Raw genomic sequence first — 24,595 nt, 5'->3', positions numbered from 1 at the left:
CGGCCGGGGCTTTGTGCGTGACGTCAGAAGACTGCCTCAGACGTCCAGCAGCTCCTCGCTCGCGAACTCCGCCTTGTCCGAGATGAACGCGAAGCGCGCCTCGGCCTTGGTGCCCATCAGGCGCTCCACCGAATCCGCCGTGGTGTCGCGGTCGTCGGCGAGCAGCACCACCTTGAGCAGCGTCCGCTTGCGCGGATCCATGGTGGTTTCCTTGAGCTGCGCCGGCATCATCTCACCGAGACCTTTGAAGCGGTTCACCTCGACCTTGGCGTTGGCGTTGAACTCGCTCTTGAGCAGCGTCTCCTTGTGCTTGTCGTCGCGTGCGTAGACGGACTTCGAGCCATGGGTCAGCTTGTAGAGCGGCGGCACCGCGAGGAAGAGGTGGCCCTCGTCGATCAGCCGCGGCATCTGCCGGTAGAAGAAGGTGATCAGGAGCGAGGCGATGTGGGCGCCGTCTACGTCGGCGTCGGTCATGATGATGATGCGCTGATAGCGCAGATCCTCTTCGCGATATTGCAAAAGCTGGCCGCAGCCGATCGCCTGCACGAGGTCGGAGAGCTGCGCGTTCGCCGTCAGCTTGTCCTTGCCGGCCGAGGCGACGTTGAGGATCTTGCCGCGCAGCGGCAGCACCGCTTGCGTCTTGCGATCACGGGCCTGCTTGGCGCTGCCGCCTGCCGAGTCACCCTCGACGATGAAGAGCTCGGAGCCGTCGGTGCCGGCATCGGTGCAGTCGGCGAGCTTGCCGGGCAGGCGAAGCTTCTTGCCGGCGGTCTTGCGTGCCGTTTCCTTTTCTTGGCGACGGCGCAGCCGCTCCTCGGCGCGGTCGATCACGAAGTCGAGCAGCCGGTTGGCCATGTTCGGATTGCCCGACAGCCAGTGGTCGAACGGATCCTTCATCGCCTGTTCGACGATGCGCTGCGCTTCGGCGGTGGCGAGACGATCCTTGGTCTGGCCCTGGAATTCAGGCTCGCGCACGAACACCGACAGCATCACGGCCGCGCCCACCATGACGTCTTCCGACGTAATGGATGACGCGCGCTTGCCCTGGCCGACGCGCTCGGCGTGATCCTTCAGGCCGCGCAGCAGCGCGCTGCGCAGGCCGGATTCGTGCGTGCCGCCATCGGGCGTCGGCACCGTGTTGGTATAGGAGGACAGGAAGCCGTCGGCATCCGCGGTCCAGGCGACAGCCCATTCGCAGGCGCCGTGTGCGCCGTTGCGGCCCGATTTGCCCGAGAAGATGTCGGGATGCACCAGCGTGTCGGCGTGGATCGCAGCGGCGAGGTAATCCTTGAGGCCGCCGGGGAAATGGAACGTTGCTTCCGCCGGCACGTCCTCGACGCCCTTCAGGAGCTCGGGCGCGCAGTTCCAGCGGATCTCGACGCCGCCGAACAGATAGGCCTTCGAGCGCGTCATCTTGAACAGGCGCTGCGGCTTGAATGCGGCCTTGGCGCCGAAGATGTCGGTGTCGGGCTTGAAGCGCACGCGGGTGCCGCGGCGGTTGTTGATCTTGCCGAGATCCTCGAGCTTGCCCTTCGGGTGCCCGCGCTCGAATGTCATGCGGTAGAGCTTCTGGCTGCGCGCGACCTCGACCTCGAGCAGCGAGGAGAGGGCGTTCACCACGGAGATGCCGACACCGTGCAGACCGCCGGAAGTCTCGTAGACCTTGGAGTCGAACTTGCCGCCCGAATGCAGCGTGCACATGATGACTTCGAGCGCCGACTTCTTCGGAAACTTCGGATGCGGATCGATCGGGATGCCGCGGCCGTTGTCGGTGACTGTCAGGAACCCATCGGCGCTGAGCTCGACTCCGATGAAGGTCGCGTGCCCGGCCAGCGCCTCGTCCATCGAGTTGTCGATGACTTCGGCGAAGAGGTGATGCAGCGCCTTCTCATCGGTGCCGCCGATATACATGCCGGGCCGGCGGCGCACCGGTTCCAGGCCTTCGAGCACCTCGATATCGGCCGCAGTGTAGTCGGCTTCGCCGCCGGTCCCGCGCGAAGCCGCCTTGGCGGGCGCACGCGACTTCGGCTCATCGCCGCCGAAAAAATCGTCTTTTGCTTTTGGCTTCAACTGCTTGGACATATATTTTGATGCACTTTGATGGCCGCGATGGCGGCGAATCGGTTGGGCCGACTATGCCACGGCTGGCCTGCAAAGGTCACCGCAGGTCCGCCCGGCGGGTGTGGGTGGGAGCCAATCCCGGCGATTTTACGCCGCAGGCCCCACCAATTCCCGGCAATTTGACACCTGGGCCCGGCTCAGGCCCGGCTTTGTGACTTGATGTCACACAAGTCCTTGGCTTACCAGTCCTTTTATCTGACAGGACCGTGACGGGGCGGGAAGGCAATCTGGAATGGAGCAGTACGCGCACGCGCTGGCCGATTTCGTGCGCGCTCACCAGGCTTGGGCGGCCCCGATCGTGTTCCTGCTCGCCTTCGGGGAGTCGCTGGCGTTCATCTCGCTGCTGATCCCGGCCTGGGGAGCGCTGGTTGCGATCGGCGCGCTGATCGGGGCGAGCGGCATCAGCTTCTATCCGGTCTGGATCGCCGGCGGCATCGGTGCTGCGCTCGGCGACTGGGTCTCCTACTGGTTCGGCTATCGCTACAAGGAGCAGGTCGCGCAGATGTGGCCGCTCTCGCGTTACCCGGAACTGCTGCCCAGGGGCGAAGCCTTCGTGCGGAGCTGGGGCGTGCCCAGCATCTTCATCGGCCGCTTCTTCGGCCCCTTGCGCGCCTCGGTGCCGCTCGCAGCCGGCATTTTCGAGATGCCCTATTGGAGTTTTCAGGCCGCCAATTTCATCTCGGCGCTGGTCTGGTCCGCGGCACTGCTGCTTTTTGGCGACGTGATCGCGAAGATCACGGAATGGATCTGGCGCGTGATCTGACCGGGCAGCTCGGCCGCCCGGTCAGCGGATACGGCAGAGCCTAAAGCGAGGCGTTCCAGATCGACGGAATCCAGCGATAGCCCGAACCATCCTTCTCCTTCTCGACGCGGACGAGACCGGGGAAGGCGGCATGGAAGGCCTGGATCGGCATCTTCTCGGCAATCGCCATGTCGTAGAGCTTCCGCCGCGTCTCTTGCGCCAGCGGCTTGTCGACGTCGGAGGCGATGTTCCATTCGGGGTGCTTCACGAACAGGAAGGCTGCGCCTGCGGTGATGTCGACCTGCACAAGTACCTTTTCCGCGCCGGACGCGACGATGAAGGAGTTGTGTCCCGGCGTGTGGCCCGGGCTCGCCACCGAGCTGATGCCGGGCGCGACTTCCTTGCCGGATTCGTATTGCGTGACCTTGCGACCGAGCGCATCGAACACGCGGCGGATGTTCTTGAAGTTGCTTTCGAGGATCGGATTGCCGGTCCCCTTGCTCATCTCGCCGTCGTCCATCCAGAACTTCCATTCCACTGCCGGAACCATGATCTCGGCGTTGGGGAAGGCCGGCTTGTTCTCGGCCGCGAGCAGGCCGTTGATGTGGTCGCCGTGGAAGTGCGAGATGATGACGGTGTCGACTGCCGCGCAGTCGATGCTGGCCGCCGCAAGGTTGTTGTGGAACTGGCCGACCTTGCCCTTGGTCTGCGTGAACTGGTCGGGCCCGAGACCGGTATCGATCACGACGAGCTTCGGTCCGGTGTTGACGACGACCGGATTGAAGGTGTGGGTGACCTTGTCGGTCGGCAGATGGTTCTCGGCGAAGATCTTGTTGATGTCGTCCTTGCTGGCGCCGGCCGCGTAATTGTCCGTCAGGTTGACGGTCGCGACGCCGTCGCAGACCACGGTGATCTGGTGGGTGCCGACATTGTAGCGGTAGAAGCTCGCATTCTGGGTCGCGGCCGGGGGCGCGGCGGCGCTCGCGGGCGAGGTCTTCACGAAGGGCAGGAGCGCCGAGGCGGCGGCGCCGGCTAGCGTTGCGCGACGGGTGATCTCGGTCATGGCGATGTCCTGGGGCTGGGTTGCGAACGAAAGGCACGAACCGGCGGGGTTGTGGCGCGCCGGTCCTCTCTCGGGAACCCCCATGTTTAAGGGAAATTCCGCTGCGACCCGATGACATCAGTGCGGCATCCTGCCGTCACTCCTGCGGCATCCTGCCGTCACGAGGTGCGGCAGCCGTCACGCCCCATCGATTTGGACTTGACCCTGGAACCCTCTGGCCTTATAGCCGCGCGCCATGATCAACGCCGCGACCATCCTGTTCGCCCGTCGCCGCCGCCGCTCTTTAGCGGTTTGGGCGGTCGATCGCGTTTGAGATCATCGTCTTTGCCGCTGGATCCGATCCGCGGCATTCTCTCTCTCCTGTCAGCGCGATCTGATCCGGCGGCCCCCCGAGGAGGCCCAGCAGGAGACCACGATGTACACGCCACCCTTTTTCAAGCAGGACCGCGCCGCGAGCCTGAAATTCGCCGAGGAGCGCGGCTTCGGCACGATGTGCGCCTTCGACGGCCACAAGCCGGTCGCCTCGCCGCTGCCGTTCTACCTGACTTACGCCGCTGACGGCACGCCGCAGGCCGCCTTTCATGTCGCCCGTCACAATCCGCTGCTAAAGCTGGCGGACGGCGCGACCTCCTGGCTGCTCGCGGTCAACGGCCCCGATGCCTATGTATCGCCCGACTGGTACGTCTCGCCGGATCAGGTGCCGACTTGGCTCTACCAGTCGGTGCATCTGAGCGGGCCGGTGCGCCTCTTGTCGGACGATCAGCTGGCGGTGCAGATCGACACGCTGAGCGACAAGTTCGAGAGCTGGCTGTTGCCGAAAGCGCCGTGGACATCGGCGAAGATGACGGCAGGCCGGCTGGAAGCGTTGAAGAAGGGGATCGTGGGTCTGGTCATGACGGTTGAAGAGGTCGAAGGCAGCTTCAAGCTCAACCAGCACAAATCGGACGCCGACTACACCGCGATCGCCAACGCGCTCGGTGCGCAACCCGAAGCCGACGCCAGAGAGATTGCACAATTGATGCAGGACGTGAGGCCGGAGGCCTTCGCGAACGAAACCAACATGCTCGAAAGGAGCGCGCCATGAGCCTCACCGAAACCACCAAGGCCCCGACCACCGGCGCGGCCAAGAAGCCCGCCACCGTCTTCGTCGACGGCGGCTCCGGCACCACCGGGCTCGGCATCAATGAGCGGCTGAAGCTCCAGAGCGACGTCACGGTGAAGACGATCGCCGACGACAAGCGCAAGGACCCCGCGGCCAAGAAGGCGCTGATGGAGGAGGTGGATCTCGTCATCCTCTGCCTGCCTGACGATGCCGCGAAGGAAACAGTGGCGCTGGTCGACAGCATGGGCACCGCAGGGCCGAAGGTGCTGGACGCTTCCACCGCCTACCGGGTCGCGCCCGACTGGGCCTACGGCTTTCCGGAGCTGACGCCGGACCAGGCCGGCAAGATCAAGGCCGCGAAGAAGGTCTCCAATCCCGGCTGCTATCCGACCGGTGCGATCGCGCTGCTGCGGCCGATCGTCGATGCCGGTCTGTTGCCGCCCGATTATCCCGTCGCCGTCAACGCGGTGAGCGGCTATTCCGGCGGCGGCAAGTCGATGATCGCGAGCTTTGAAGACGGCAGCGCGCCGTCCTTCGAGCTCTACGGCCTCGGCTTCGAGCACAAGCATCTGCCGGAGATGCAGCTCTATTCGAAACTGACGCGGCGGCCGATCTTCATTCCCTCGGTCGCCAACTACCGGCAGGGCATGCTGGTCTCGGTGCCGCTCCAGCTCGACGCGCTGCCAGGCAAGCCCAGCGGTGCGGACCTTCAGGCCGCGCTGGCCAAGCGTTACGCCGGCTCAAAGTATGTCGCGGTGATGCCGCTCCAGAACGAGGCGACCAAGGGCGGCAAGCTCGAGCCGGAGGCGCTCAACGAGACCAACACGCTCGAGCTCCACGTCTTCGCCAGCGACAAATATCACCAGGCGGTGCTGGTCGCGCGGCTCGACAATCTCGGCAAGGGCGCCTCGGGTGCGGCCGTGCAGAACATGCGGCTGATGTTGGGCCTTGCCGACAATAGCTGATCGAACGTTGCTCGGGAGGCCAGCCCGGTGGACGAAGCGACGATGCGACTTTCGACCCCGGCAAGACGATCAAATGACGCCTGAAAGGTACGCGTGATGAGCTCGAAGAAGATCGGCATTCTCGGCGCCTCCGGTTACACCGGGGCCGATGCGGTGCGCCTGTTGGCCCGGCATCCGAATGCCGAGATCGTCGCGCTCACCGCCAACACCCATGCCGGCAAGTCGATGGGCGACGTGTTTCCGCATTTTTTCATGCTGGACCTGCCGAAACTCGTGGAATGGGAAAAGGTCGACTGGAGCAAGCTCGATGCGGTGTTCTGCGGACTGCCGCACGGCACCACGCAGGAAATCATCGCCGCGGTCCTCAAGGCAAATCCCAAAATCAAGGTCCTCGACATGTCCGCCGATTTCAGGCTGCGGGACAAGAGCACCTATGCGCAATGGTACGGCCATGAGCACCGGGCGCTCGAACTGCAGGGCGAAGCGGTCTACGGTCTCACCGAATTCTATCGCGAGAAGATCACGTCGGCGCGGCTGGTCGCCTGTCCCGGCTGCTATCCCACGGCGGCGCTGCTCGCGCTGGTGCCGCTTGCGAAAGCCAAGCTGATCGACGTCGACGACATCGTCATCGACGCGAAATCGGGCGTCACCGGCGCCGGCCGCGGGCTGAAACAGAACACGTTGTTCAGCGAGGCGGGCGAGGGGCTGTCGCCCTATTCGGTCGGCACCCACCGGCACGCGCCCGAGATCGAGCAGGAGATCGGCGTCGCCGCCGGTTCCGCAGTGACGATCAACTTCACGCCGCATCTTATTCCGATGGCGCGCGGCGAACTCTGCACCTCCTACGTCAAGCTCAACGGCGCGACGCCGGACGATCTGCGAAGCGCGCTGGAGCAGGCTTATGCCAACGAGCCCTTCGTGCATGTCGCCAGGAAGGGCGTGCTGCCGCAGACCCAGAATGTGCGCGGCTCCAACTATGTGCAGATCGGCGTCGTCGCCGACCGCATCAAGAACCGGGCGATCGTGATTTCCACGCTCGACAATCTGGTGAAGGGTTCGGCCGGGCAGGCGATCCAGAACATGAACCTGATGTTCGGGCTGCCCGAGACGGCGGGGTTGGAGCAGATCGCGCTGTTTCCATGACACGAGGTACTGCGGTGGACGAAGCGACCTTGCAATTCTACCGGCAGAACGCCGAGGCCTATGCCGGCTGGGCGAAGGCCGCATCGACGCGGTTGCGGGGCTTTCTCGCCCTGCTGCCGCCGGGAGGCGCGATCCTCGAGCTCGGTTGCGGTGCCGGCAATCATTCCGCAGTGATGCTCGCCGAAGGTTTTTCAGTGCGTGCGACCGATGGCTCGCCCGAAATGGCCGAGATCGCCTCGCGCCGGCTTGGTCATCCCGTCGAGGCGATGCGGTTCGACCAGCTGGATGCGCACGAGGCCTATGACGGCGTCTGGGCGAGCGCCTGTCTGCTGCATGTGCCACGCGACGAACTCGCCGGCATCCTTGGAAAGATCCACCGTGCGCTCAAGCCATCAGGCGTGTTCTACGCCAGCTACAAGATGGTGAGGACGATGGCCGCGACAGCCTCGGGCGCTACTACAGCTGCGTCTCGCGGGAGTGGCTCGAGATGACTTACGCCAGCGCAGGTTCGTGGATCACGCTGTCGTCGGACACCAACGTGATCCAGAGTTTCGACGAGACGCCAGCCAACATGCTGAACCTCGTCGTACGCAGGGCCTGATCCCTAAGAGACCCGATTTCTAGAGCACCTTGAAGATTGCCAGCGCAAGCACGGCCTGGGCGAGGAAACCGACGGTGAAGGCGAGAGTCCGGAACACCGGGATTCCGAGCGCATAGACGATCAGATGCGCGACACGCGACCAGAAATAGACCGCGCAGGCGAGCACGGTCCATTTCGAGGAATAGTCGATCGCGTTCAGGATCAGCACCAGCGGCGCGAACAGCACGAGGTTTTCGACGGCGTTGTCATGCGCGAACATCAGGCGGTTCGCCCACTCAGCTTGCGGCTTGTCGGCGCGCGAGGGATTGGCCAAGGCGCCACTGAGCCCCCGAACCTGGCAGCGGTTGATGGTGTAGGGAATCCAGAGGATCCCGGTCAGGATCACCGTCAGTGTCAGCCAGAACAATTCGCGCGTCATGGTCCGTCCCCTGTGTCTTCGCTGCGTTGAGAGCGAGTCTATACGAAAGCGCGGGCGAGTCCGCTATGCGCGAACCCTGACATAGCTGCCGGGCGCGTCCTCGATCGGGGGCAGGGCCTCGCTGCCGACCGCGCGCGCCGGGACTTCCTCGGGATCGAGCCCGCCCAACCATTCGCGCCAGTCCGGCCACCACGAGCCCTTGTGCTCCACCGCGCCCTTCATCCACTCGGCGACGTTGATGTCCTTGACGTTGTCGTTGGTCCAGTACTGGTACTTGTTCGAGGCGGGCGGGTTGACCACGCCGGCGATGTGGCCCGAGCCGGACAGGACGTATTTTACCGGGCCGCCGAAGAACTGCGAGCCGTACAGCACCGATTCGGCCGGCGCGATGTGGTCCTCGCGGGTGGCGAGGTTGTAGACCGGCACCTTGACCTTGGAGAGGTCGAGCAGCGTGTTGTCGAGCACCATGGTGCCGGTGGAGAGCCGGTTCTCCAGGTAGCAATTGCGCAGGTAATAGGAATGGTTCGACGCGGTCATGCGCGTCGCATCCGAATTCCAGTGCAAGAGGTCGAACGCGCTCGGCTGCTGGCCCTTCAGATAGTTGCTGACGACATAGGACCAGATCAGATCGTTGGAGCGCAGCATGTTGAAGGCCATCGCCATCTTCGAGCCTTCGAGCACGCCGGCCGCCTTCATGTCCTGCTCGAGGGCCGCGATCTGGTCCTCGTCGACGAACACCAGGAGATCGCCGGCATGGGTGAAGTCGACCTGCGCGGCGAAGAACGTCGCCGACGCCACGCGCTGGCGGCGCTTCTCGGCGAGCCAGGCCAGCGTGGTCGCGAGCATGGTGCCGCCGACGCAATAGCCGGCGGTGTGCACCTTCAACTCGCCGGTGACCTTCTCGATCACGTCCATCGCCGTGAGCGGGCCTTCCTTCATGTAGTCTTCCCAGCTCTTGTTGCCGAGCCGCTTGTCGGGATTGACCCATGAGATCACGAACACGGTGATGCCCTGGTCGACGCACCACTTGATGTAGGATTTCTCCGGCTTGAGATCGAGGATGTAGAACTTGTTGATCCAGGGCGGCACGATCAGGAGCGGCGTGCGCAGCACGTTCTCCGTGGTCGGCGAATACTGGATCAGCTGCATCATCTCGTTCTGGTAGATCACCTTGCCCGGCGTCGTCGCCATGTTGACGCCGACGACGAGATTGTCCGGATTGGACTGGCGGATCTTCAGCATGCCCTTTCCGGCCGCGATGTCCTCGGCCAGCATCTTCAGACCGCGTGCGAGATTTTCGCCGCTGCTCGCCACCGTCTCGCGCAGCACTTCCGGATTGGTCAGGACGAAGTTCGACGGCGAGATCGCGTTGGTGACCTGCTGGACGTAGAACTCCGCCTTGCGGCGGGTCTGCGGGTCGAGCTCGGCGTCGTGCACCAGCTCCTGCGCCCATTTGGTCGTGAGCAAATAGAGCTGCATCATGAAGTCGAAGAACTGGTTCGACTTCCATTCCGGATCGGCAAAGCGCTTGTCGCGCGGCAAGGGCGCGATCGCGGGTGAAGCGTCCTGGCCAGCCATGCGGCGCGCCGCCGAGCCCCAGAGGTCGAGATAATCCTTGGCGAGCTTGGTCTGCAGATCGGACGCGCGGGATGTATCTGACATCCAGTATTGGGCGACCGACGTGAAGGCCTTGACCACTTCCGTAAGCTCGGCCGGCGGGCGATCCTGCACGTCGCCGCTCTCGCGTGGTTTCAGATACGCGGCGAGCGCCTTGCCGCCGCTCTCCATCGCCCGCGCGACATTCATCGCGAAGGCTTCCGCATCGAACTTCGTCTCGGGTTTGGGCGTGTCGGTCGTGGCGGTACTCATGAGCAGAACAGTAACGATTCATTCTGTATTCGTCACCGCGAAGCTCGCATGTTTGGCGTTAAACAAGCTCCAACATGTGCTGCACTGCGACAAAGCCCCTTGGTTTTGTCACAATCAGCGTGCACCTCTTCCGCAGTGGGCCTTGGAAGTATTCTCGCTCGTACCATTTGTGGGCAGCAATGGTTTGAGCTTGGGCAGGTTGTCGGGTTAAGCTCCGGCAGCCTTGCGTTGGGACGAGTAGGGGATTTCCCAAGTGTTGGCGTTGAGGGACCTGCAAAAGTCGCTGCCGATCTGTGGCGCGCTGCTGATGGCGGCGCTTGCCTTGGGCGGCTGCTCGAGTCAGCTGGCTGACTATACCCCTACTGATGCGCAGGCCCATCCCAGGGAGCCCGGCTCGTACCTTCCGGTGCACGATCTGCCACCGGATCGTGATCAGGCAATCATCCCGCCGGACCAGCGCGCCAAGATCGAAGCCGAGCTGGCCGCCGCGCGCGACCGCCAATCCGTTGCCGCAAAAGACGCCAAGTAACGCGGCGTAATCGCTGGCGCCCCCGCCATGCCGTGCTAAAAGACCTCAGTTCAGCCGAGAGTCAGGGCGAACGACTTCAGCTCCTGCCGTCGAATATTGCTCTAAGCGTTTGATTTTGAGTGATTTTCGCGAGGGGGCGAGAGCTTTCCCGAGCGGCTGTCATGGCCGGTCGATTCTGTCCTGACCGGTTGCCCGGAGCCCAGAGAGCCATGGAAGAGTTTTACCGCATCCGCCGCCTTCCGCCTTACGTGTTCGAGCAGGTCAACCGGGCCAAGGCAGCCGCGCGGAATGCCGGCGCCGACATCATCGACCTCGGCATGGGCAATCCGGACTTGCCGGCGCCGGCGCATGTGCTGGAGAAGCTGAAGGAGACGCTGGGCAAGCCGCGCACCGACCGCTACTCGGCCTCCCGCGGCATCCCCGGGCTGCGCCGGGCTCAGGCCGCTTATTACGCCCGCCGCTTCGGCGTGAAGCTCAACCCCGACACCCAGGTCGTGGCGACACTCGGTTCGAAGGAGGGCTTTGCCAATGTGGCGCAGGCGATCACCGCGCCCGGCGACGTCATCCTCTGCCCGAACCCGAGCTACCCGATTCACGCCTTCGGCTTCCTGATGGCGGGCGGCGTGATCCGTTCGGTGCCCTCGGAGCCGACGCCGCAATTCTTCGAGGCGGTGGAACGGGCGATCGTGCATTCGATCCCGAAGCCGCTCGCGCTCGTCGTCTGCTACCCCTCGAACCCAACCGCCTATGTCGCGAGCCTCGATTTCTACAAGGACCTCGTCGCGTTCGCGAAGAAGCACGAGATCCTGATCCTGTCCGATCTCGCCTATGCCGAAGTCTATTTCGACGAGAACAACCCGCCGCCCTCGGTGCTTCAGGTGCCCGGCGCGATCGACGTCACCGTCGAGTTCACCTCGATGTCGAAGACCTATTCGATGGCCGGCTGGCGCATGGGCTTCGCGGTCGGCAACGACCGCGTGATCGCCGCGCTCGCCCGCGTCAAATCCTACCTCGACTACGGCGCCTTCACGCCGGTGCAGGTCGCCGCGACTGCCGCGCTGAATGGCCCCGACGATTGCATCAAGGAGATGCGCGATACCTACCGCAAGCGCCGCGACGCGCTGGTGGAGTCATTCGGCCGCGCCGGCTGGGAGATCCCGCCGCCGGAAGCCTCGATGTTCGCCTGGGTGCCGCTGCCGGAGGCCTTCCGCAGCGTCGGCAGCATGCAGTTCGCAACCCTGATGGTGGAGAAATCCGGCGTCGCGGTCTCGCCCGGCGTCGGCTTCGGCGAGCACGGTGAAGGATATGTCCGCATCGCCATGGTGGAAAACGAGCAACGGATCAGGCAGGCCGCGCGCGGCGTGCGGCGCTTCCTTGAAAGCGGCATCGAAACGTTGCACAACGTCGTTCCGCTCGCCAATCGGCGTTAAGTTTCTCTTCGGCAGGTTTTCTAAAGCATCATGGTTGCACCCCTGAAAGTGGGCATAGCGGGGCTCGGCACCGTGGGCGCCGAAGTTGTCCGTTTGATCGAGACCCAGGCCCGCGTGCTCGCGGGCCGCAGCGGCCGCGGCATTCGCGTCGTCGCCGTCACCGCGCGCTCGAAGGCGAAGAAGCGCGGCGTCGATCTGCGTGGTGTCGAATGGGTCAGGGACCCCATGGCACTGGCCACGCATCCCGGCATCGACTGCTTCGTCGAGCTGATGGGCGGCGCCGGTGATCCCGCTCTCTCTGCGGTCGAAGCGGCACTGAATGCGGGCAAGTCGGTCGTCACCGCCAACAAGGCGCTGCTCGCCAAGCACGGCCTGAGGCTTGCCAAGGCCGCCGAAAAGCACGGCGGCGCGCTGAATTTCGAGGCAGCGGTCGGTGCCGCGATCCCTGTCATCAAAACGTTACGCGAAGGGCTTGCCGGAACCGGCGTCACCCGCGTCTACGGCATCCTCAACGGCACCTGCAATTACATCCTGACGCGGATGGAGCAGGAGGGCCTGTCCTTCGCCGAATGCCTCAAGGATGCGCAGCGGCTCGGCTACGCCGAGGCCAATCCGTCCTTCGACGTCGATGGCCACGACACCGCGCAAAAACTTGCCATTCTCGCCAGCCTCGCTTTCGGCACGAAAGTTGCTCAAAGCGCTGTGTATGTCGAAGGTATCTCATCCATCGCGCCGGAAGATCTGCGCGCGGCCGACGATCTCGGTTACCGGCTCAAGCTGCTCGGTGTTGCCGTCCGTACCGCCAAGGGCATCGAGCAGCGCGTGCACCCGACCATGGTTCCAAAATCCTCCTCGATCGCGCAGGTGATGGGTGTCACCAATGCGGTCACGATCGATGGCGAGGGCATTCCTCCGATCACGCTGGTCGGCCCCGGTGCCGGCGGTGCTGCGACCGCATCCGCCGTCGTCGCCGACATCGCCGACGTTGCGCGCGGCATCCGCGCCAATCCGTTCGGCCGGCCGATCTCGCATCTGCGCGACACCAAGAAAGCGCCGATGGAGCGGCACGAGGGCGGCTACTATATCCGCCTGCTGGCGCGGGATTTCCCGGGCACTGCGGCCGCGATCGCGACCCGGCTCGCGGAGCAGAAGATTTCGATCGAGTCGATCGTGCAGCGTCATCCCAATGGCGGCGCTGCGCCGGCGAACGGCAAGGCGGTGCCCGTGCCCGTCATCCTGATCACCTATGCGACGCATGAGGACGCCGTGCGACGCGCGCTCGCGGCCGTGCAGAAGGACAAGGTGATCAGCGGACGGCCACAGGTGATCCGGATCGAGAAGAACTGAGCATGACCCGGAAAAGTGTGAAGAGGTTTTCCGGAAAGGTCATGCTCAAACAATAGGACACGGTTCGAACGAACTGTGGGTGTTACGAGTTGATGCGGGCGGAGATTTCCGTCCAAAACTGTTCCGAAGGAGTTAGCCGATGTCGACCCATATTTCAGTCCCGCCGCACGCGTTGCTCGAGCGCATCCTCACGCTGGAGATCGTGCGGGTGACGGAGCGGGCGGCGGTGTCTTCGGCGCGGCTGCGCGGGCACGGCAACGAGAAGGCGGCCGACCAGGCCGCGGTGGACGCCATGCGGCGCGAGCTCAACAAGCTGCCGATCGAGGGCACCATCGTGATCGGCGAGGGCGAGCGCGACGAGGCGCCGATGCTGTTCATCGGCGAGAAGGTTGGCATGAACGCCGGCCCGCAGGTCGACATCGCGGTCGACCCGCTCGAAGGCACCACGCTGTGCGCCAAGAACATGCCGGGCTCGATTGCCACCATGGCGATGGCCGACGGCGGCACGCTGCTGCACGCTCCTGACGTCTACATGGAGAAGCTCGCGATCGGTCCCGGCTACGACAAGGGTGTTGTCGAAATTGATGCCTCGCCCGCCGACAACGTCCGCCGCCTCGCCAAGGCCAAGGGTGTCCAGCCGGAAGGCATCACCGTTCTCGTGCTCGACCGCCCGCGCCATGCCAGCATCATCGAGAGCGTGCGCTCGACCGGCGCCGCCGTCCGCCTCATCACCGACGGCGACGTGGCCGGCGTGATCCACTGCGCCGACCCCGATAACACCGGCGTCGACATGTATCTCGGCACCGGCGGCGCGCCGGAAGGCGTGCTCGCGGCCGTGGCGCTGCGCTGCATCGGTGGCCAGATGCAGTGCCGCCTGATCCTCGATTCCGACGAGAAGCGCGAGCGCGCCGCCAAGATGGGCGTCAACGATCCCAAGATGATCTACGGCATCGAGGACATGGCGCGCGGCGACTGCCTGTTCGCCGCCACCGGCGTCACCACGGGCTCGTTGCTGTCGGGCGTCAAGTTCCGCAAGGACGGCGTGATCGAGACCGAGACGGTCGTGATGCGCTCCGTCACCGGCACCGTGCGTTACATCAAGGCCGAGCACCGGCAGTTGGAGAAGTTTTACCTGGGCTGACGCGCTTCGTCATTCCGGGGCGACGGGACCGCGCAAAGCGCGCGGCCCGGAGAAACCGGAATCTCGCGCCATAACTTCTGGATTCCGGGTTGGTGCTGACGCGCCCCCCGGAATGACAAGAACAACAAAAGAGGAAGCGCACATGTCCGATCTCTCCTCCGTCAAAGCGCTGGTCTTCGACGTGTTCGGCACCGTCGTGGACTGGCGCACCAGCCTGATCACCGACCTCATGTGGTGGGGCAAGGGCCGCGGCATCTCCGCCGACTGGACCGCTTTGGTCGACGGCTGGCGCGGCATGTACACGGCCGCCATGGATGACGTGCGCAAGCACCCCGAACGTGGCTATGTCATCCTCGACGTCCTGCACCGCCGCTCCCTGGACAAGCTGGTCGAGAAGTTCGCGATCAAGGGTTTGACCGAGGCCGACCTCGACTACATCACCAAGGGCTGGCACCGTCTGCATCCCTGGCCCGACAGCGTCGCCGGCCTGACGCGCCTCAAGACCAAATTCGCGATCTCGCCGCTGTCGAACGGCAACGTCGCGCTGCTCACCAACATGGCGAAGTTCGCAGGCCTGCCGTGGGACCTCATCATGTCGGCCGAGCTGTTTGAGCACTACAAGCCCGATCCCGAGACCTATCTCGGCGCCGCGCGCCTGCTCGGCCTCAAGCCGGAGCAGGTGATGATGGTCGCCGCCCACAACGGCGATCTCGCCGCCGCCCAGAAGAACGGGCTGAAGACCGCGTTCGTGGCGCGGCCGACCGAATACGGCCCCCTCCAGAAGGTCGATTTCGAGGCGACCGGCAACTGGGACATCGTCGCGAAGGACTTTGGCGGGGTCGCCGACAAGCTCGGCTGCTGAGCGGCACTGCTTCTGTTTGACATCCTTCAAGACAGCGCCTTTCATATCGACAATGTCGATGTGTGAGGTGCGCCCTTGGATACCGAGCTCGCGCGTACATTCTTGACCGTGGTCGCGACCGGCAATTTCATCACCGCCGCCGACCGGCTACACGTCAGCCAGTCCACCGTCAGCACACGGATCCACTCGCTCGAGGAGCTGCTCGGCTGCACGCTGTTCGTGCGCAACAAGGCGGGCGCGACGCTCACGGTGGCCGGGCGGCAATTTCAGCGCCATGCCTCGACGCTTGTTCGCACCGTCGAGCAGGCCCGCCACGACGTCGGCCTCCCCAAGGGCTTTAGCGGGGCGCTGGTGGTCGGCGGCCGCATCGGCCTGTGGGAGGAGTTCCTGCTGCTTTGGGTGCCGCGCATGCAGGAGGCCAATCCTCAGATCTCCATCCGGGCCGAGAGCGCCCTTGAGCCCGAGTTGATGCAGGGGCTGGTCGAGGGACGCATCGACATCGGCGTGATGTACACCCCGCAAAGCCGCCCCGGCCTCAAGGTCGAGTTGCTGATCGAGGAGCAGCTCGTGCTGGTGTCGACCAATCCCAGGAGCGATCCGGAGCCGCAGGATGGCTACGTCTATGTCGACTGGGGGCCGGAATTCTACGCCCGCCACAGCGCCGTCTTTCCCAATTTCGCGGGGCCTGCGCTGACCGCCAACATCGGCTGGCTCGGGCTGCAGCACGTTCTCGCCAACGGTGGCTCCGGCTATTTTGCGCACCGGATCGTCGAGCCGCTGCTGAAGGCGCGGCGGCTGCACCTGGTGGTGGGAGCGCCGAAATTCTCGATGCCGGCCTATGTCGTCTATTCGGTCGACCAGCCCGACGACCATGTGCAGAGCGCGATAGCGATCATGCGCGACCTCGCCGCCGAGCAGACCCGGCGCGTGACGGAACCGCCGGCGCGTGGCGCGCGCAAGCGCCGCTGACGGCTCGTTTGACTGGATCTATCCGCGCCGGTGCAGGCGGGTCTCGGCGAGCGCCGTCACCGCGCCAAGTGCGAGCGTCGCGACGACGATGTCCGCAGTCGCGTCGAAGCCGACGGCGAGGACTGCAGCGGCGATCACCGTAGCCAGCACGGTGATGGTGAAGCCTTCGTCGGTTATCAACCGTCGCGCTCCGCTGAGAAGCGTTGCACGCTTGTTCGTGGGACGCATTCGCCGCCTACTGAAACAGCTTCATGGCATTGAGCAGGGTCTGGATCACGCCCGCGAGCAGGGGGATGCCCGCAAAGCTCCAGGCCAGCGCCAATTGCAGCGGGGTGGTCTTTGCCGTCTGAGCGGTCTGCATGATGTCACGCCCCCGAGGGATTATTGCTCGCCGCGGCTGCGGCCGCGATCTCGGTGGCATGATGCACCGGCCGCATCGCAGCCATCGTCCGGGATACCCGCCAGGCGATCCAGCTCAGCAGCGATTGGGAGAATGACGCTTCGCTCGGTGATGTCGTGGTCATGGTCGCCTCCTTGTGTTCGTCCGGACGTCAGGCAGCACGCGCCGCCTCGAGACCTGAATTGTCCTCGTCCTGCATGTGATGACGCTTGTCGACGGCACGGACGCAGAGGTTGGCGAGGAAGCCGACCACGAGCAGTCCGGCCATGATGTACATGGTCGTGTTGTAGGCCTGCGCCTTCGGCACACCATGCGTGACGTTGTATTCGCGGATGTAGTTGATCAGCACAGGCCCGGCGATTCCGGCCATCGACCAGGCCGTCAGCAGGATGCCGTGGATGGCGCCGACATAGCGCGTGCCGAACATGTCGCGCAGATAGGCCGGCACGGTGGAAAAGCCGCCGCCATACATGCTGACGATGATCAGGAAGCACAGCACGAACAGCACGACATTGCCGCTCGCGCCGGCATAGGGCACGGTCACGTAGAGGGCGATTCCGAGCACCATGTAGACGAAATAGGTGTTCTTGCGTCCGATGAAGTCGGATAGCGAGGCCCAGCTGAAACGCCCGCCCATGTTGAACAGGCTCATCAGGCCGACGAGACCTGCGGCCGCCACCGCGGTGATGTGGCCGGGGAACATCTCCTGGCTCATCGCTGAGGCCTGGCCGAGCACGCCGATGCCGGCGGTGGTGTTGCAGAACAGCACGATCCAGATCAGCCAGAACTGCGGCGTCTTGATCGCCTGGTAGACGAACACGTCGTTCCTGGTCATCAGCTTGGTGGCGGCCGCAGGCGGCACATAACCCTCCGGCTTCCAGCCCGGCGCCGGTACGCGCACGATGGCGGAGCCGACCATCATGAAGACGAAGTAGACACAGCCGAGCGTGATGAAGGCGCCGAGCACGCCGACGTCGCTCGTGGTCGCAAACTTGCTCATCAGCCAGACGGAGAGGGGGGAGGCGATCAGCGCGCCGCCGCCAAAGCCCATGATCGCCATGCCGGTGGCCATGCCCGGCCGGTCGGGAAACCACTTCATGAGCGTCGAAACCGGGGAGATGTAGCCGATGCCGAGCGCGCAGCCACCGATCACGCCGTAGCCGAGATAGATGATCCAGAGATTGTGGAGATAGACGCCGAGGGCCGAGATCAGGAACGCGCTCGCCCAGGCAACGCCAGCGGTGAACATCGCCTTGCGCGGGCCGCCTTCCTCGACCCAGCGTCCGAACACTGCGGCCGACAGTCCGAGGAACACCATCGCGATGGAGAAAATCCAGCCGAGCTCGGTGAGCTTCCAGTCGCCGGATGCCGATTGGGTGACGCCGAGCAGCTTGGTCATCGGCAGGTTGAAGACGCTGAAGGCGTAGGCCTGCCCGATGCACAAATGCACGCAAAGCGCCGCGGGCGGCACCATCCATCGGCTGTAGCCCGGCCTTGCGATCGTGTGCTCGCGATCAAGGAAGGGCAGCAGCGAACGTGCAGGCATTCCCGATGCGTCGAGCGTCGTCGTCATCCAATCCTCCGGTGCCTCGCTGTTCTCGGGGGCGGCCTTTACGGGCAGCCGGGCGATGGCGCGGATCAGGCTACGCAGAAGGAGGATTTTGACAAACGAATAATATGCGCTGTTACAATCGGATTAATCGATATTAGAAAAAGCAGAAATCGGCATGGCGTTTTCGCGATGGACAAAAGGTCCGGGCGGTCTCGCGCCGCCCGGACCTGATCCGAAGAATGACAACGTCATCTGCCTTGGTTCGGTATTGTATGTCAGCCGATGCTACTTCGCTGTGACCGCATTCGCAGCCTTCCGGATCACATCCAGCACCACATCCGGCTTCGACAGCATGGGGACGTGGGACGAAGGCACTTCGGTCACGGTGGCGTTCATGCGCTTCGAGACGAAGTGTTGCAGATCGGGGTGAACCGTCTGGTCCTTGCTGGCGAGGATGTACCAGCTCGGCTTCGAGGTCCACGCTGTGCCATCGACCTTTTGGGTCAGGAGATCCGCAACCGGCGCCCCTTGCGTTGCGTAGACCAGCTTTTGCTCGGCTTCGGGCAGGTCGCCGGCAAAGTGCGTCAGGCCGCTTGGCTTGAGCCAGCCACGGCCCGCCGGCGCGTCGATGTGGCCGAACACCTGCGTCGTCGGAAATTTTGCAATCTGGCTCTGCGAAGTTTCGTCGGCAGCGGGCGCGAGCGCGGCGATGTAGACCAGCGCGGCGACCCGCGGATCGGTTCCGGCATGCGTGATCAGTGTGCCGCCATAGGAGTGGCCGACGAGGACCACGGGTCCAGGAACAGGGCCAAAGCACGCCGTCACGCAGGCGACGTCGGTTGCGAGTGAATCGAGCCCGTGCTGGCTCGCCAGGACCTCGTGGCCTTCGGCTTGCAGCGCCGGGATCAGCTTGCCGAAGCACGATCCGTCAGCCCAGAGGCCGTGCGCGAAAACGATGCTTGGTTTGGTCATGAGATGGTCTCCGTTGGCTGCGCAACGGCGAGCCGAGGTGCTCGCGGAGCGTGAAGCGGGGGAGCTTCACGTCTAACGCGCGACCACGTCAGCTGACAGAGGGGCGCAAGGATAATCGGGCGAATGCGAAATTGAGCAAGTTCGGCTCGTGAGCCGAATGCAGCTTACGCCCCACACGACAGAGAGCGTGCATCAGTTCAATGGTCCGGGCAGCGTGCACCGTCGCGATTGTGTCTCCTGATCGCGCGATGCGGCAGGACTGGACGAATCTTTTTGCGTCAGGATGGCGTGCGCATGCCGAGGCGTTCGACGAAGCGCACGAGGTAACCGTCCGGATCCTGGACGAGGAATTCGCGCTGGCCGAATTCCTGGTCGCCGACCCGATACCAGGCTTCGTTCGGCTGCTCGTAGAGCGGCCATTTGGCATCGCCGAGAGCCCTCAGCATGGGATCTATGCGATCGACGACCATCTGGAAATTGACGCCGCGTCCGAACGGCCGCTGCATCTCTGCCGTCTCCCAGCGTCCATTCAATTCGCAGAGCATGACCTGCAAACGCCCCCTGACGAGATACGCAAATCGCGCATCGGGGCGATCATAGGCGAGCTCGAAGCCGAGCAAGTCGCGCCAGAACGGCAGGCTGGCTTGAATGCTGGAAACGCTGAGTTCGGGAACGAGATCGGCAAAGCCGCCTTGCGGTGCGCCTCCCGTGCTGTCGGAGGTCGCACGCGCGACGGGGTCTGAGGACAGCGGTTTGTTCATTGCGGCGTCGCCTGATCTTATGACCGATCTTCGAGGCGGTTATCGCAGCGAAGCGGCGCGAAGGCCAGACGCGGAATGAACGAATGCTCGCCGCGCGAGCCCGCCTCACGCGATCCGCAGCGCGAGGTCGTTTCCTTCCGTCTCGGCAAAGCCCGCCTGCAAAACCTCTTCGCGCTTGTGGCGCAGATGCGCACGCAGGATGTGGGAGAGGCCGGCGTCATCGGCGTGACATAGCGCGCGCGGCGAATGCGCGCGGTCACGGAAGCATAGAGCCCGGTCAGCGCGGGATTTTCGGCTGCGGCGACGATGGCCTCGTGAATGGCGCGGTTGCCGCGATAATACTGGATCAGATCGCCCTCGCGATAATGCCGGACCATGTCGTCATGTGCGGCGGCGATTTCGCCGATCCCGGCGTCGCTGATGCGCTCGCAGGCGAGCTCGCCGGCGAGCGCCTCGAGACCCTGGCAGACCTTCGGTGGATTCCCATTCCCGATCTGCACGCCGGCGCACGGCACGGCCTACGACATCGCAGGGCAAGGCATCGCGTCGATCGGCGCCAGCCGCGCCGCGTTGCTGCTGGCCGCGGAGATGGCCGCGCGCCGCGCTGCGTGACGAGGCGGCGCTACTTCGTGATCGGCGTGACCAGCTCCTTATCTGCTGAATCCACGACGAAGACGGCCAGCAGCTTCGCAGGTTCAGTATCGCTGGCATTCGCGCTTATGGCGTGACGGTCGCCGGGCTTTTCGAAGAAATTCTCTCCTTTGCGATAGACCTTGGCGGGCTCGTCATTGACCTGACTGCGGATCGCTCCTTCCAGGATGGTCGCATAGATGAATGCGGAGCGCGGATGCATGTGGGCCGGCGAGGAGCCTCCGGGACCATACTCGACCAGCACGCCCTTCATGCTCTTGCCTGGGACGTTCGGTAGCGCCTGGTCGAACACGACCGTCACTTTGGCCAGAGGTGCCGGTTCGGCGGCATGACCCGTCAGGACTGATGCGGCATAAACCGCCGTTGCGATCAGCAATCTGCGCATGGGATTTCCTTCATTGCAGTGGTTGTCGTGATGGAAGCTCTTGCGGTCCCTCAGAGTCTTGCGAGCCACGTTGCGAGCGGCGTTTTTCCAAGCCGCGCCTCGCCGAGCGGGTTCAGCGATGTGTCGTCGATGGGGGCGCCGTAGTACGGTGCCTTCGGGTCTCCCACCACCGGTCGGGCGTCGCCGGACGCCTTCAGGCGCCGCGCAATGAATTCATTGAAGGGCGCCTTCTCGGGTCCTGCGATATCGATGGTGCCGTTGAGCGGCCGGCCCATGGCGACCTCCCCGAGGCGATCAGCTACGTCTTCGGCGGCGATCGGCTGAAACAGTGCGGACGGGACGACGATCTTTCCTTCGACCACAGCCGTTTCGGCAATGGCGCCGAGGAACTCGAAGAACTGGGTGGCACGAACGATGGAGTAGGGGACCGAAGAGGATTTGACGATGGTCTCCTGGGCGAGCTTGGCCCGAAAATAGGAATTGTCGGGCGACCGTTCGGTCCCCACGATCGACAGCGCTACGTGATGCTTCACGCCCGCGGCTGCCTCTGCCGCGACGAGGTTTGTGCTCGAGCGCTGGAAGAAATCGAGCACGGCGGCGGGCTCCCAGGACGGCGCGTTGGCAACGTCGACGACGACATCCGCGCCAGCCAGCGCTGCTGCGAGGCCTTCCCCGGTCACGGCGTTCACGCCTGATTTCGGCGAGGCTGCAACGGCCTCGTGGCCGTGTTGTTTCAACTTCGTCACGAGCTTGGATCCGATCAATCCGGTCCCGCCGATCACGACGATCTTCATGGCATGTCTCCTCGGCATGTGACGAGCGTGAGTGATCCCAACCCGTGGGCCGATCACGTCACTTCCGCCCAACGTGATGCGAAGCGCAGCGTAGCCGAGCAATGCGGCAAGCTCTTGCCTGTAACCGGCCTGCCTTGCCGGAAAATGCTCAGAAGACTCGTTGCGACGGGGTGGGCGCCGCGCCTGCCGCGGTCGGATTGAAGCCCAAGGCAAGAAGTTTGCTGCATCTGCTCTGCTCGTGCGGAGTCGGCGAAATTGCACCGAGATCAATGTTCTTATTGTACTGAGATTTGTACCGGTTCATATTGCGCCGCATCGCCCCTAAAATGCACCGAGAGGTGGTCGCGCCCGACAAAGCGGAGCAACAGAATGAGCGTGAGTTATCTTGATGTGTTTCTGGCATTCCTCGGAATGACCTTTGGCCTGCCTTCAGTGCTGCCCGGTCTCTTTTTCCAGCCGAAGGCCGAGCCGCCTCGAACCTCGCAAGCGACGTCGACCGACGCCGGCCCAACAGCAACCGATGACGACGTCACGGCGACCTGAGCCGAGTCTCTCCCGCGACGTTTCGGCGTGACGCGCGCCGAGGCGCGAGCGTGACGGTCATGGAGATGCGCAGATGGATTTGACGGTCGCCACGGTGATCATCGCCTTTTGCGGCGTCTTCCTGATCTGCTTCATGAAGGGCGCATTCGGCGGCGGCTTCTCCATCGTCGGCATTCCGTTGCTGTCGTGCGTGATGGATCCGGTCACGGCGGGCGGCCTGCTCGCGCCGCTCTTCATCGCTATGGACCTGTTCGCGTTGCGCTACTGGAAGCCCTCGACATGGTCGAAGCCGGACCTGGTGCTGCTGTTGCCCGGGCTCGTGATCGGCATTGCCCTCGGCTATCTCTTGTTCCGTGTATTGGACCATCGCGCCGTCGCGATCGTGATGGCGGTCGTGACGTTGAGCTTCGTTGGCATATGGCTCGTGAGTGATCCGAAGGTGGTCATTCGTCCGCGCTCCTCGCCGAAGGCGGTTGCTGCCGGTCTTGCCTCGGGTGTCACGACCATGGTCGCGCATTCCGGCGGACTGCCGCTGGCGATGTACCTCCTGCCGCTTGGCCTCAGCAAGGAGGTCTACGCGGGAACGACGAGCCTGTTCTTCACCGTCGGCAACGCGATCAAGGCGGTGCCTTGGCTGTTGCTGGTGCGGCCGGCGGGCAACGTCTGGATCGTGATGGCGGCGTGCCTCTTTGCCATTCCCAGCGGCGTCTGGCTCGGCTGGCGGCTGCACGGAAAGCTGGACCAGCGGCAGATCTACCGGGCGTGGCATGGCTTGCTGGCCGTGACGGCGTTGAAGCTGTTGTGGGACGGAGTGTCTGGCTATCTCGGATAGGCTGCAAGTCACTCCGCATCACGGCGCGACCATCGTTCGACGGTCACGCTGCCGCGCTCACAGATCACGCGATGATGTCGTCACGCCCCGCAGACGATCACGCCGTACCAGCCGAGGCCGCGATAGGTCTCGTAGCCCGGGGTCGCATGGAACGCGACCAGCGCGCCCGTGCGGTCGTGATAGAAGCCGGACCGCTGGCCGTTCAGCGAGATCGCGATGCGCTCGCTCAAAATACCCTGGCCGTCGGAAGCTGCGATGACACGCAGATTGGAGTCGACCAGCAGCACGCGCGCCTTGTCGCCGTCGCCGACGCGCACGCCCTGCACGATGGCGCGGGCCTGCGCCTCCCAGTCGAAATGGATGGCGAGCACGCCGATCGGCGCGCCGTTGGCCTGGCCGCCGGCGCGGACGCTGGCACAATAGGTCGCGACCTGGGCATTGCCGAGCAGCGGCTGGTTCTCGACGTCACCGGCGACATAGTCGTCGCCGGAGCGCAAGGTTCGCGCCTCGCGAAACCACTTTGTGTGGGCGACGTTCTGGCCGACGACGCGAAAGCGGTCGCCGCGGCCATTGGCGATGACATTGCCGTCGAGGTCGCAGAGCCAGAGGTCGAGATAGACGGTGTAGGCGCCGAGGATCACGCCGAGGCGCTGCGAGGCATGGGAGACGGCTGCGGCGCTCGGCGAGGCCGCGCAATCGACCACGGCGGAGTCGGTCGCCCACCAGCGCACGTCGCAGGTGCGTTCATAGAGATTGCGATCGATCAGCTCGATGGCGTTGAGCGACAGGTCGACCATGCGCTCGCCGCGCGAGCGCTGGCTCATGCGGTCGATCGAGGCAACGAGATCGCCGGTGCGCTTCGTCAGCTGGGTTTCGAGCTCGCGCGCGATGGTTTCGACCTGCTGGCCGACGCCGCGCACCTCCTGCGCCACCACCGCGAAGCCGGCGCCCTGCGCGCCGGCGCGCGAGCTCTCGATCAGCGCGTTCAGCGCCAGCATCTTCATCTGGTTGGTGATCTGCTGAATCGCCTTGGTCTTGTCGACTGCGATCTGGTTGACCTCCGCGGTCAAGCGATTGATCAGTGCGGAGATATCGGAATCGTCATCAGCGGGTTCGGTGGCGATCGGCTTGGCTTTCAGACCCAGCGCAGCAGACATCGGGGAGCTTCCCTTGGCAATGAGGCCTGATCTGCAACGAACCCGGAACAACTAATTACAGATCGAATACGAGTCTTTTTCGAAGATTCCGCCTAACGCCTGCTTAATTTGCTGTTCCACGGAATGCCCAAATGATAGTCAGTCCGCGCAGCAAAGCGGCAATCCACCGCTTTGTGCGGCGTGGACATTGCAAATCCCGGGGGATTCCAGGTCAATCGTCATTGTCGGCCGATCGCCGCAACGCCC

26 protein-coding genes and 2 pseudogenes are annotated in these 24,595 nt (G+C 64.2%); 14 read left to right on the top strand and 14 right to left on the bottom strand.

What is annotated here, in order from left to right:
• Nucleotides 1-36: 36 nt before the first annotated feature.
• Entirely contained in the window at nucleotides 37-2,082 is a 2,046-nt protein-coding gene (gene parE / locus IVB46_RS30610) for a DNA topoisomerase IV subunit B (RefSeq protein ID WP_208071610.1), read from the bottom strand.
• A 271-nt stretch (nucleotides 2,083-2,353) separates the two neighbouring features.
• On the opposite strand from parE, the gene IVB46_RS30605 reads away from it, so the two are divergent.
• Nucleotides 2,354-2,884 carry a DedA family protein gene (locus IVB46_RS30605; protein WP_247310719.1) on the top strand — a complete coding sequence of 177 codons (531 nt, stop codon included), beginning with the start codon at nucleotides 2,354-2,356 and terminating at the stop codon, nucleotides 2,882-2,884.
• A 40-nt stretch (nucleotides 2,885-2,924) separates the two neighbouring features.
• Here the strand turns inward: IVB46_RS30605 and IVB46_RS30600 are convergent, their stop codons facing one another.
• Nucleotides 2,925-3,926: an MBL fold metallo-hydrolase gene (locus IVB46_RS30600; protein WP_247310715.1), complete on the bottom strand. Its 1,002-nt coding sequence runs from the start codon at nucleotides 3,924-3,926 to the stop codon at nucleotides 2,925-2,927.
• Between the two features lie 415 nt (nucleotides 3,927-4,341).
• On the opposite strand from IVB46_RS30600, the gene IVB46_RS30595 reads away from it, so the two are divergent.
• The 4 genes and pseudogenes from IVB46_RS30595 to IVB46_RS30580 all read left to right on the top strand — a co-directional run bounded on the left by IVB46_RS30595 (nucleotide 4,342) and on the right by IVB46_RS30580 (nucleotide 7,737).
• A complete protein-coding gene (locus IVB46_RS30595; RefSeq protein WP_208086635.1) occupies nucleotides 4,342-5,010 on the top strand; it encodes an FMN-binding negative transcriptional regulator in 669 nt (222 codons plus the stop codon).
• Nucleotides 5,007-5,993 (top strand): N-acetyl-gamma-glutamyl-phosphate reductase, encoded by a 987-nt coding sequence (gene argC / locus IVB46_RS30590; protein WP_247310714.1) that lies wholly within the window; start codon nucleotides 5,007-5,009, stop codon nucleotides 5,991-5,993. The genes IVB46_RS30595 and argC (IVB46_RS30590) overlap by 4 nt, the downstream gene beginning before the upstream one ends.
• A 96-nt stretch (nucleotides 5,994-6,089) precedes the next feature.
• Nucleotides 6,090-7,136 (top strand): N-acetyl-gamma-glutamyl-phosphate reductase, encoded by a 1,047-nt coding sequence (gene argC, locus IVB46_RS30585; protein WP_063983503.1) that lies wholly within the window; start codon nucleotides 6,090-6,092, stop codon nucleotides 7,134-7,136.
• 14 nt (nucleotides 7,137-7,150) lie between these two features.
• Nucleotides 7,151-7,737: pseudogene (locus IVB46_RS30580) on the top strand (class I SAM-dependent methyltransferase).
• A 19-nt stretch (nucleotides 7,738-7,756) separates the two neighbouring features.
• On the opposite strand, the gene IVB46_RS30575 reads toward IVB46_RS30580, so the two are convergent.
• Both IVB46_RS30575 and phaC read right to left on the bottom strand, forming a co-directional pair.
• On the bottom strand, nucleotides 7,757-8,155 hold the full coding sequence (locus tag IVB46_RS30575) for an MAPEG family protein (RefSeq protein ID WP_063983501.1): 399 nt from the start codon (nucleotides 8,153-8,155) through the stop codon (nucleotides 7,757-7,759).
• A 63-nt stretch (nucleotides 8,156-8,218) separates the two neighbouring features.
• Nucleotides 8,219-10,024, bottom strand: coding sequence for a class I poly(R)-hydroxyalkanoic acid synthase (gene phaC, locus IVB46_RS30570; protein WP_247310713.1), 1,806 nt, complete (start codon nucleotides 10,022-10,024; stop codon nucleotides 8,219-8,221).
• Nucleotides 10,025-10,277: 253 nt separating this feature from the next.
• Between phaC and IVB46_RS30565 the strand changes: the two genes are divergently transcribed.
• The 6 genes from IVB46_RS30565 (at nucleotide 10,278) to IVB46_RS30540 (ending at nucleotide 16,302) form a co-directional block, all read left to right on the top strand.
• Nucleotides 10,278-10,553 (top strand): hypothetical protein, encoded by a 276-nt coding sequence (locus IVB46_RS30565; protein WP_063983499.1) that lies wholly within the window; start codon nucleotides 10,278-10,280, stop codon nucleotides 10,551-10,553.
• Nucleotides 10,554-10,762: 209 nt separating this feature from the next.
• The gene (locus IVB46_RS30560; RefSeq protein ID WP_014495524.1) at nucleotides 10,763-11,983 is read left to right on the top strand and encodes an LL-diaminopimelate aminotransferase; all 1,221 of its coding nucleotides are present in this window, start codon (nucleotides 10,763-10,765) and stop codon (nucleotides 11,981-11,983) included.
• A 30-nt stretch (nucleotides 11,984-12,013) separates the two neighbouring features.
• On the top strand, nucleotides 12,014-13,330 hold the full coding sequence (locus IVB46_RS30555) for a homoserine dehydrogenase (RefSeq protein ID WP_247310712.1): 1,317 nt from the start codon (nucleotides 12,014-12,016) through the stop codon (nucleotides 13,328-13,330).
• Between the two features lie 139 nt (nucleotides 13,331-13,469).
• The gene (gene glpX / locus IVB46_RS30550; RefSeq protein ID WP_063983497.1) at nucleotides 13,470-14,471 is read left to right on the top strand and encodes a class II fructose-bisphosphatase; all 1,002 of its coding nucleotides are present in this window, start codon (nucleotides 13,470-13,472) and stop codon (nucleotides 14,469-14,471) included.
• Between the two features lie 142 nt (nucleotides 14,472-14,613).
• Nucleotides 14,614-15,333 (top strand): haloacid dehalogenase type II, encoded by a 720-nt coding sequence (locus tag IVB46_RS30545; RefSeq protein WP_247310711.1) that lies wholly within the window; start codon nucleotides 14,614-14,616, stop codon nucleotides 15,331-15,333.
• A 75-nt stretch (nucleotides 15,334-15,408) separates the two neighbouring features.
• Nucleotides 15,409-16,302 carry a LysR family transcriptional regulator gene (locus IVB46_RS30540; RefSeq protein WP_247310710.1) on the top strand — a complete coding sequence of 298 codons (894 nt, stop codon included), beginning with the start codon at nucleotides 15,409-15,411 and terminating at the stop codon, nucleotides 16,300-16,302.
• A gap of 18 nt (nucleotides 16,303-16,320) precedes the next feature.
• Here IVB46_RS30540 and IVB46_RS30535 read toward each other — a convergent pair whose 3' ends face one another.
• The 7 genes from IVB46_RS30535 to IVB46_RS30510 all read right to left on the bottom strand — a co-directional run bounded on the left by IVB46_RS30535 (nucleotide 16,321) and on the right by IVB46_RS30510 (nucleotide 20,487).
• Entirely contained in the window at nucleotides 16,321-16,482 is a 162-nt protein-coding gene (locus IVB46_RS30535) for a hypothetical protein (RefSeq protein ID WP_247310709.1), read from the bottom strand.
• Nucleotides 16,483-16,537: 55 nt separating this feature from the next.
• Nucleotides 16,538-16,663, bottom strand: a complete 126-nt coding sequence (locus IVB46_RS44945) for a hypothetical protein (protein ID WP_014495518.1) — start codon at nucleotides 16,661-16,663, stop codon at nucleotides 16,538-16,540.
• A 4-nt stretch (nucleotides 16,664-16,667) separates the two neighbouring features.
• A complete protein-coding gene (locus IVB46_RS30530; RefSeq protein WP_247310695.1) occupies nucleotides 16,668-16,826 on the bottom strand; it encodes a hypothetical protein in 159 nt (52 codons plus the stop codon).
• A 27-nt stretch (nucleotides 16,827-16,853) separates the two neighbouring features.
• Nucleotides 16,854-18,275: an OFA family MFS transporter gene (locus IVB46_RS30525; protein WP_247310689.1), complete on the bottom strand. Its 1,422-nt coding sequence runs from the start codon at nucleotides 18,273-18,275 to the stop codon at nucleotides 16,854-16,856.
• A 264-nt stretch (nucleotides 18,276-18,539) separates the two neighbouring features.
• On the bottom strand, nucleotides 18,540-19,226 hold the full coding sequence (locus IVB46_RS30520; RefSeq protein ID WP_247344123.1) for an alpha/beta hydrolase: 687 nt from the start codon (nucleotides 19,224-19,226) through the stop codon (nucleotides 18,540-18,542).
• Between the two features lie 278 nt (nucleotides 19,227-19,504).
• Entirely contained in the window at nucleotides 19,505-19,987 is a 483-nt protein-coding gene (locus tag IVB46_RS30515) for a VOC family protein (protein WP_247310677.1), read from the bottom strand.
• 17 nt (nucleotides 19,988-20,004) lie between these two features.
• The gene (locus tag IVB46_RS30510) at nucleotides 20,005-20,487 is read right to left on the bottom strand and encodes an FCD domain-containing protein (protein WP_247310667.1); all 483 of its coding nucleotides are present in this window, start codon (nucleotides 20,485-20,487) and stop codon (nucleotides 20,005-20,007) included.
• Here IVB46_RS30510 and IVB46_RS30505 point away from each other — a divergent pair.
• Nucleotides 20,462-20,599, top strand: a pseudogene (locus tag IVB46_RS30505) (4-hydroxythreonine-4-phosphate dehydrogenase PdxA); the annotation flags it as partial. The gene IVB46_RS30510 and the pseudogene IVB46_RS30505 overlap by 26 nt on opposite strands.
• A gap of 10 nt (nucleotides 20,600-20,609) precedes the next feature.
• On the opposite strand, the gene IVB46_RS30500 reads toward IVB46_RS30505, so the two are convergent.
• Together IVB46_RS30500 and IVB46_RS30495 are read right to left on the bottom strand one after the other, a co-directional pair.
• Nucleotides 20,610-21,023 carry a cupin domain-containing protein gene (locus IVB46_RS30500; RefSeq protein WP_071914269.1) on the bottom strand — a complete coding sequence of 138 codons (414 nt, stop codon included), beginning with the start codon at nucleotides 21,021-21,023 and terminating at the stop codon, nucleotides 20,610-20,612.
• Nucleotides 21,024-21,073: 50 nt separating this feature from the next.
• The gene (locus IVB46_RS30495) at nucleotides 21,074-21,817 is read right to left on the bottom strand and encodes an SDR family oxidoreductase (protein WP_247310664.1); all 744 of its coding nucleotides are present in this window, start codon (nucleotides 21,815-21,817) and stop codon (nucleotides 21,074-21,076) included.
• Between the two features lie 369 nt (nucleotides 21,818-22,186).
• Between IVB46_RS30495 and IVB46_RS30490 the strand changes: the two genes are divergently transcribed.
• Together IVB46_RS30490 and IVB46_RS30485 are read left to right on the top strand one after the other, a co-directional pair.
• Nucleotides 22,187-22,360, top strand: coding sequence for a hypothetical protein (locus tag IVB46_RS30490; protein WP_166096445.1), 174 nt, complete (start codon nucleotides 22,187-22,189; stop codon nucleotides 22,358-22,360).
• A 73-nt stretch (nucleotides 22,361-22,433) separates the two neighbouring features.
• Nucleotides 22,434-23,192, top strand: a complete 759-nt coding sequence (locus tag IVB46_RS30485) for a sulfite exporter TauE/SafE family protein (protein WP_247310661.1) — start codon at nucleotides 22,434-22,436, stop codon at nucleotides 23,190-23,192.
• An 80-nt stretch (nucleotides 23,193-23,272) separates the two neighbouring features.
• On the opposite strand, the gene IVB46_RS30480 is transcribed toward IVB46_RS30485, so the two are convergent.
• Nucleotides 23,273-24,349 carry a methyl-accepting chemotaxis protein gene (locus tag IVB46_RS30480; RefSeq protein WP_247310658.1) on the bottom strand — a complete coding sequence of 359 codons (1,077 nt, stop codon included), beginning with the start codon at nucleotides 24,347-24,349 and terminating at the stop codon, nucleotides 23,273-23,275.
• Nucleotides 24,350-24,595: the final 246 nt, after the last annotated feature.

The sequence above is a fragment of the Bradyrhizobium sp. 61 genome (assembly GCF_023073075.1).
Taxonomy (GTDB): Bacteria; Pseudomonadota; Alphaproteobacteria; order Rhizobiales; family Xanthobacteraceae; genus Bradyrhizobium; species Bradyrhizobium barranii.
The sequence above is the reverse complement of the archived record's forward strand: the minus strand, read 5'-3'. Positions and strand labels throughout refer to the sequence as shown.

What these genes read in the sequence shown, in the direction of transcription:
- IVB46_RS30525 (WP_247310689.1), bottom strand. Translation starts at nt 18,275, where the DNA reads ATGACGACGACGCTCGACGCATCGGGAATGCCTGCACGTTCGCTGCTG.
- argC (WP_247310714.1), top strand. Translation starts at nt 5,007, where the DNA reads ATGAGCCTCACCGAAACCACCAAGGCCCCGACCACCGGCGCGGCCAAG.
- IVB46_RS30605 (WP_247310719.1), top strand. Translation starts at nt 2,354, where the DNA reads ATGGAGCAGTACGCGCACGCGCTGGCCGATTTCGTGCGCGCTCACCAG.
- IVB46_RS30495 (WP_247310664.1), bottom strand. Translation starts at nt 21,817, where the DNA reads ATGAAGATCGTCGTGATCGGCGGGACCGGATTGATCGGATCCAAGCTC.
- IVB46_RS30595 (WP_208086635.1), top strand. Translation starts at nt 4,342, where the DNA reads ATGTACACGCCACCCTTTTTCAAGCAGGACCGCGCCGCGAGCCTGAAA.
- glpX (WP_063983497.1), top strand. Translation starts at nt 13,470, where the DNA reads ATGTCGACCCATATTTCAGTCCCGCCGCACGCGTTGCTCGAGCGCATC.
- parE (WP_208071610.1), bottom strand. Translation starts at nt 2,082, where the DNA reads ATGTCCAAGCAGTTGAAGCCAAAAGCAAAAGACGATTTTTTCGGCGGC.
- IVB46_RS30485 (WP_247310661.1), top strand. Translation starts at nt 22,434, where the DNA reads ATGGATTTGACGGTCGCCACGGTGATCATCGCCTTTTGCGGCGTCTTC.
- IVB46_RS30515 (WP_247310677.1), bottom strand. Translation starts at nt 19,987, where the DNA reads ATGAACAAACCGCTGTCCTCAGACCCCGTCGCGCGTGCGACCTCCGAC.
- IVB46_RS30545 (WP_247310711.1), top strand. Translation starts at nt 14,614, where the DNA reads ATGTCCGATCTCTCCTCCGTCAAAGCGCTGGTCTTCGACGTGTTCGGC.
- IVB46_RS30530 (WP_247310695.1), bottom strand. Translation starts at nt 16,826, where the DNA reads ATGACCACGACATCACCGAGCGAAGCGTCATTCTCCCAATCGCTGCTG.
- IVB46_RS30500 (WP_071914269.1), bottom strand. Translation starts at nt 21,023, where the DNA reads ATGCGCAGATTGCTGATCGCAACGGCGGTTTATGCCGCATCAGTCCTG.
- IVB46_RS30480 (WP_247310658.1), bottom strand. Translation starts at nt 24,349, where the DNA reads ATGTCTGCTGCGCTGGGTCTGAAAGCCAAGCCGATCGCCACCGAACCC.
- IVB46_RS30490 (WP_166096445.1), top strand. Translation starts at nt 22,187, where the DNA reads ATGAGCGTGAGTTATCTTGATGTGTTTCTGGCATTCCTCGGAATGACC.
- IVB46_RS30560 (WP_014495524.1), top strand. Translation starts at nt 10,763, where the DNA reads ATGGAAGAGTTTTACCGCATCCGCCGCCTTCCGCCTTACGTGTTCGAG.
- IVB46_RS44945 (WP_014495518.1), bottom strand. Translation starts at nt 16,663, where the DNA reads ATGCAGACCGCTCAGACGGCAAAGACCACCCCGCTGCAATTGGCGCTG.
- IVB46_RS30600 (WP_247310715.1), bottom strand. Translation starts at nt 3,926, where the DNA reads ATGACCGAGATCACCCGTCGCGCAACGCTAGCCGGCGCCGCCGCCTCG.
- IVB46_RS30520 (WP_247344123.1), bottom strand. Translation starts at nt 19,226, where the DNA reads ATGACCAAACCAAGCATCGTTTTCGCGCACGGCCTCTGGGCTGACGGA.
- phaC (WP_247310713.1), bottom strand. Translation starts at nt 10,024, where the DNA reads ATGAGTACCGCCACGACCGACACGCCCAAACCCGAGACGAAGTTCGAT.
- argC (WP_063983503.1), top strand. Translation starts at nt 6,090, where the DNA reads ATGAGCTCGAAGAAGATCGGCATTCTCGGCGCCTCCGGTTACACCGGG.
- IVB46_RS30555 (WP_247310712.1), top strand. Translation starts at nt 12,014, where the DNA reads ATGGTTGCACCCCTGAAAGTGGGCATAGCGGGGCTCGGCACCGTGGGC.
- IVB46_RS30575 (WP_063983501.1), bottom strand. Translation starts at nt 8,155, where the DNA reads ATGACGCGCGAATTGTTCTGGCTGACACTGACGGTGATCCTGACCGGG.